This window comes from Ectothiorhodospira lacustris, assembly GCF_022227785.1.
Taxonomy (GTDB): Bacteria; Pseudomonadota; Gammaproteobacteria; order Ectothiorhodospirales; family Ectothiorhodospiraceae; genus Ectothiorhodospira; species Ectothiorhodospira lacustris.
In genome coordinates this window covers 1-5,649 of record NZ_JAJNQM010000123.1, presented here as the reverse complement: position 1 = coordinate 5,649, position 5,649 = coordinate 1, and the positions used below count along the sequence as shown (strand labels likewise).

The 5,649-nt window shown below is 64.2% G+C and carries 7 protein-coding genes; 1 reads left to right on the top strand and 6 read right to left on the bottom strand.

The genetic code is table 11. The features are described 5' to 3' along the window. Positions 1 to 49 precede the first annotated feature (49 nt). From LQ952_RS15255 to LQ952_RS15230, 6 genes are all read right to left on the bottom strand, one after another. Positions 50 to 1,276: a TolC family protein gene (locus LQ952_RS15255; protein WP_238623476.1), complete on the bottom strand. Its 1,227-nt coding sequence runs from the start codon at positions 1,274 to 1,276 to the stop codon at positions 50 to 52. 114 nt (positions 1,277 to 1,390) lie between these two features. Then, entirely contained in the window at positions 1,391 to 1,705 is a 315-nt protein-coding gene (locus LQ952_RS15250) for a PepSY domain-containing protein (RefSeq protein ID WP_238623475.1), read from the bottom strand. A 229-nt stretch (positions 1,706 to 1,934) separates the two neighbouring features. Next, entirely contained in the window at positions 1,935 to 2,507 is a 573-nt protein-coding gene (locus LQ952_RS15245) for a cytochrome b/b6 domain-containing protein (protein WP_238623474.1), read from the bottom strand. A gap of 63 nt (positions 2,508 to 2,570) precedes the next feature. Further along, complete coding sequence (locus tag LQ952_RS15240; RefSeq protein ID WP_238623473.1) at positions 2,571 to 3,257, bottom strand: response regulator transcription factor; 687 nt, start codon at positions 3,255 to 3,257, stop codon at positions 2,571 to 2,573. Then, on the bottom strand, positions 3,238 to 4,626 hold the full coding sequence (locus LQ952_RS15235; protein WP_238623472.1) for a sensor histidine kinase: 1,389 nt from the start codon (positions 4,624 to 4,626) through the stop codon (positions 3,238 to 3,240). The genes LQ952_RS15240 and LQ952_RS15235 overlap by 20 nt, the downstream gene beginning before the upstream one ends. 99 nt (positions 4,627 to 4,725) lie before the next feature. Further along, positions 4,726 to 5,037, bottom strand: coding sequence for a PepSY domain-containing protein (locus LQ952_RS15230; protein WP_238623471.1), 312 nt, complete (start codon positions 5,035 to 5,037; stop codon positions 4,726 to 4,728). Positions 5,038 to 5,219: 182 nt separating this feature from the next. On the opposite strand from LQ952_RS15230, the gene LQ952_RS15225 reads away from it, so the two are divergent. Continuing rightward, positions 5,220 to 5,649: DUF533 domain-containing protein (locus tag LQ952_RS15225; protein WP_238623470.1), on the top strand; the 430-nt coding region annotated here is incomplete at its 3' end.

The window sequence follows — 5,649 nt, the reverse complement described above, 5'->3', positions numbered from 1 at the left end:
ACCATGCTCTCGTTTCACAATAAAGCCTTCGACTTCAGTCGAGGGTTATTTACTCGGGTATGACTCCCAGAGCCTGATTGAGACGTGCCTGGGCACGACCCAGTTCGATACGACGCTGTTCAAGATCCAATGCGCTGCTGCGGGCCAGCGCCTGGGCTCGCAAGAGTTGCACCAGATCGGTTTCTCCCAGATCAAAGGCGCGTTGCGCCATGTGCAGGGCATCCCGGGCCAGGGCTTCACGGTGCGTTGCCAGGTTCAGGGCCTCTTCAGCGCCCTGATGGGCCAGACGGGCCGATAACAACGCCTGCTCGGCGGTCAGCCGCGCCTGCTGGAGTGCCACGTCCTGTTCGGTCTGGGTCCGCATTGCCGAGGCGATGGCAGGCGCGGACTGCCCTGCGAGTCCAAAGGGGAGGGTGAGTGAAATCTGCACGGCATCGTCGCTCTTTGCACCGCTGAACTCCCGGTTATTTCGGCCCCCGATACCCAATATCGGAGTCCCCGCCCGGGAGCGCCGGGCCTGAACGGTTTCGGCTTGGGCAAGGGCGAGGGTATGTTGCGCTTGCTGTACCCGGGGATGGCCCGGTGGGAGCTCGGTGACGGGGGCAGGGGGTTCGTATAACGGCTCGGGTAAGGCCATCTGGCCTGTCAGTTGTCGGTACCCTGCCAGTGCAATCCGATGCGCCGATCGAGCATCACCGACATCGGCCTCTCGCTCGGCCACCTCCTGACGGATGGTCAGCAGGTCAAACTGCGCAAGCTCTCCAACGGCGACAAGCCTGGCGACCTTGGTCTCCAGATCCCGGCTGGTTTGCAGCGCAAGATTCATCTGTTGCAGGGTGGCTTCGGTGAGCACCACTTCCCAGACCTGTTCCCGCACCCGGCCGGCCATGGTCCAGCGTTGATGCAGATCCAGCACCTCCGCCTGATCCGTCAGGGCCTGGGCGATTTCTTGCCGAGCACCGCGCTGTCCTTGCCACCATAGCGGTAACTCAATCGTGGCCTCGATCTCGCGGAAACCTTCGTCATCCGTGAACTGGTCGGAGAGGTAGTTCAGGTTCAGGGAGGGATCGGCGGCGAGAAAGCCGCTGCTCTGGCGATGCACGGCCTCTCCCTGCTGCCGCAGGCTGTTGCCCAAGGCCTGTTCGCCGCTACGTGCCAGGGCCTCCGATATCACCTGACCCAGTGTGTCGGCGCTTGCGGCCGTACTCGCCAGCACAAGGCACAGAGGGAGCAGCACGTTCAGGGCCACTTGTTTGAAGCAGGGATGCGTTTTCATGGCCACAGCGTAGGCTCGCAAGCTTAAATCAACCTGAAAGGACAGCCGGCTGCTTCCCGGTGCCAGCGGACCACCTGGCCTTTCCAGCCGGGTGGGTGCGGTTGGAAGGATTTTTCAGTGCATGCCGGAATCATGTCGCAACAGGTGCCCGTCTTCCGCGTCCACGGTCATTCGGTGCAGGACGCCATCGACGCCGAGCGTCTTGACCCTGTAGACGTATCGCTCCTGTTCACGCTCCAGGCGGGATTCGAGGATCTGTCCGTAGGCGGTCTTTCCGGATGTCTTGAGTACATGGTCCATGGGCTGGATCCGGTGGTCTGCCTGGAACTGGAGCACTTCCTGGGGATCGATGGTGCCGGCTGCCAGGCTCACTGCGGGGATTAGCAGGGCCGCAAGCAGGGCAAGGGGGATGGTTTTCAAGGTTTTCATGGCGGGTACTCCCAGGGTTCAACGTCAATCGATAAATGTGTCGATCGGGATTGTTCTTCGCAGGCTCGGCGGTAGGTTCGGGATGTTCTGAAAAAGCCTATTTCCGTCACTCCTGCAAAGGTCTATTTCCATCACTCCCGCGAAGGCGGGAGTCCAGGGTTTTCAGTCTGTGACTGGATTACCGCTTTCGCAGGAATGACAGGGATGCCGCACGCAACGTCCGAATGGCTTATTCAGAGCGTCTCTTGCGGCCGGTGATCATGGCGCGCACCAGGTTCTCCTTCTGGGTCAGGCTGCCCAGCAGCACGCCGGTGAGATGGATCAGCACCAGGCCCAGGGTGAAGTTGGCAAGGAACTCGTGGATCTCCTCCACCGCCTCGGCCGTGCCGTGGCCGGCGCTTGCCATGAGTCCGGCCAGGGGACCCGCCGATTCCTCGGCTCCCAGGGTGGCGATGCCGCTGACAGTGAGGCCGATGAGGCTGATGAACATCAGCACATAGATCCAGCCCGCCAGGGGGTTATGACCCCGGTGGTATTCGGGTTGCCCCCGCAGCAGCCCGCGGATGTGGGCCATGACCTCGCCGGGCGGCCGCACGAAATCCCGGAAGCGGGCATGGGTGCCGCCGATGAAGCCCCAGGGGATGCGGGCCAGGACCAGCACAAGGACTGCGTAGCCCGCCAGCGTGTGTATGTCCATGGCGTCGTCACCGACGGCATAGGCGATGATGAAGGCGCTGGCCAGGCCCCAGTGGAAGATGCGAACGAAGGGGTCCCAGACCGTGATCTGACGGGAGGTGTTCATGGTATTGCTGCCCTCATGTGAGTGGAGATGGGGGCAGTGTGACGCGGCAAGCTTAATCCACGCTTAATCCTTCTCCCGTTTCGGACCGGGAGCGGGCGGCTGCAGACAATATCCCTGGCCGCGGCGGGTCTGGATGAGATCCGGGCCCAGCTTCTCCCGCAGCCGGGAGATGTACACCTCCAGCACGTTGCTGTCCCGTTCGCTCTCGTATTCGTACAGATGCTCCGCCAGCCGGGTCTTGGACAGCACTTGTCCGGGATGACGCAGAAAGTAGCGCAGCAACTTGAATTCGGTGGCGGTGAGGGGTAACTCGTCGGGACCGTCCACCAGCACTTGACGCTGCTCGTCCAGGCGCCAGGAGCCCACTCGCAATGTGGTGTCCCTTACCGGTGCCGCACGGCGCAGCAGGGCCAGGATCCGGGCCAGCAGTTCTTCCACGTGAAAGGGCTTGCCCAGGTAGTCATCGGCCCCCTGCCGCAGTCCGTCCACCCGATCCCGCCAGCTGTTGCGGGCGGTGAGGATCAGCACCGGGGTGGTGACGCCGATCTCGCGCCAAGCGGCCAACACCGCCATGCCCGGCAGGTCGGGTAGTCCCAGATCCAGCACGATCAGGTCATAGGGCTCGGTCTCCCCCAGGTGCCGGCCGTCCACGCCGTTCAGGGCCAGATCCACCGCCAGCCCTTCCCGTTGCAGGCGCCGTTGCAGGCGCGCACCCAGTTCCGCATCATCTTCAACGATCAGGATTCTCATCAAACTGTTCCCATAGTGTGTTCGGGGTGGAGCTTGAGAATGACGGAAACGATAGGGGCAGGGTCACGGTGACCCTCAGCCCGCCCAGGCCGGGGGAGGGGCCGTAAGTGATCCGGCCCTCATACTGGTCCACCACGTCCTGCACGATGCCCAGACCCAGGCCATGTCCGTCCCCCCGTTCGTCCAGGGGGCGGCCCGGGCGCCCCGGCAGCGGCATGTCCTCCGAGGGGATGCCGGGGCCATCGTCCTCAATGACCGCCCGTAGGGTGTGTTCACGGGTCGGGCTCACCGTCACCCGTACCCGGGAGGTTGCCCAGCGACAGGCGTTGTCCAGCAGATTGCCGAACATCTCCAGCATGTCTTCCCCATCCAGCGGCCAGGTGCCGGCGGTCACTTGCAGTTGCATCGTTACCCGATGTCGGTGGAGACGGTCCAGGGCCTCCACCAGGTCAGTCAGTTCCTTGCGGGCGTCAAAGCCGGCCCCGGGATGTCCCCGTCCGGCCAGACTGGCGCGGCGCATCTCCCGTTCCACGGTCTGGTGCATGGCATGCAGCTGTCGCCGGAGGGTCCCGGCGGTGTCTTCATCGCCCCGGGTCGAGAGTTCGTCCGCCAGTTGGGAGAGCACGGCCAGGGGGGTCTTCAGGGCATGGCTGACGTTGCCCAGCGCCCGGCGGCTGCGGGTCAGGCGCAGGCCGTGGTGACGGATGAGCCGGTTGACGGCCTCCAGCATGGGGGTGATCTCCCGGGGGGCGGGCAGGTTCACCGGCACCGCCTCGCCGGTCTCCAGCCGGCGGCAGGCGTCCACCGCCGCGTCCAGGGGGCGCAATGCGCGCTGGATTACCAGAAATTGCAGCAGCAGGGCCAGCCCCAGGGCCGCCAGGGTCATGGCCATGAAGCGCCCTTCCAGTTCGTCCACGGCGGTCTGCATGGGCCCCAGTTCCTGGGCAACCGAGATCACCACGGCCTCGCCGTCGATGCGATAGCCGCGGCTGAGCATCAGCAAGGTCTGCCCCGCGGGTCCCTCCATGCGGGTGAGCCACTGCTCGCCTTCCGGTACCAGAGGCGATGCCAGGTCTTCGTCCCAGAGGGAGCGGGAGCGCACCACCGTGTGGGGGGACTGAATCCGGAAATAGTGCCCGGAGAGCGGGGTGCTGTAGATGATGCCCAGGGTGCGGTTGAAGGCGGCAGGCCCTTCCTCGCTGTCCAGCAGGTGTACGTACAGGGTATCGGCGTCATGTTCCAGCCGGTCCACCAGGTAGCCGTCCACCAGGACTCGGGACAAGGTCTTCAGACCCAGCCCCTGGGCCGCCAGCAGGGCCAGCAGGCAGAGGGCGGCCAGCAGGCTCAAGCGGAATTTGAGGGAGTTCATTGCCTTGTGCTCAAAAAAACGGTGTGCCCGTCCATGGACGGGCACACCGGAACCGGGACAGCCGCCGGGACTTCAAGCGCCGCGTCCGGATCCTCCTGCTCAGCGGTCGCGTTCACGCTTGATCAGACTGGCGTCGCTGGCGTTGAGATAGAGCTTGTGACGTACCCCGTCCGCGTCGAGGATCTTGAGTTCGTACACGTAACGGCCGTCTTCCCGTTCCAGTTCGGCCTCGATGAACTGCCCCGGCACGATCCCGGCGGCCTGCCTGAGCACCTCCTCCATGGGCATGATCTCCCCGGCGGCCCGCAGGCGCAGGATCTCGTTGTGTTCCATGCGGTCCCCGGCCGGACTCAGGCCGGGGGCGAGCAGGGCAAGGCACAGAAACGGTGTGGTCAATGATCGGATATGCATGGGCGTGCGCCTCTTGGTGTGGGTGTGGAGGCAGTGTGCCACCGTAAGCTGAAACCAAGCTGAATTCGAGTTCACGATCTCGGTCATCAATACCCTTGACCCGTTTTCAACAATTGCCGAAGTCGCGATTTGGTGTCAGATTGAAGGCCCGCTGCCGCGCAGTCCTTCAACGAGGGTAAGACATGAACGCCAGCAAGATATTGGACCAGTTGATTCGGCAGGCCGGTGGTCAGTCAGGCGGCGCTCGGCAAGGTGCGGGGGGCGTGGATCTCAAGGGTGTGCTGGATGGCCTGTCTCGTCAGCTGGGCGGCGGAGGGGGATCTGCCCGGCAGGGCGGCGGTCCGAGCCTGGATATGAAAAGCGTGCTGGGCGGTGGTGCACTGGGACTGCTGTTGGGTTCCAAGCGCGGCCGCAAGCTCGGTGGCAAAGCGCTGAAGTACGGCGCGCTTGCCGGTGTGGGCGCATTGGCCTGGAAGGCGTGGCAGAACACGCAAGGGTCAAATCAGGTCTCTCCCATAGGCGGAGAACCTGTGGAACGCCTGTCCGGTCCGGCGCGCGAGCATCGAAGCCTTGAACTCTTGCAGGCGATGATCATGGCGGCCCGTGCCGACG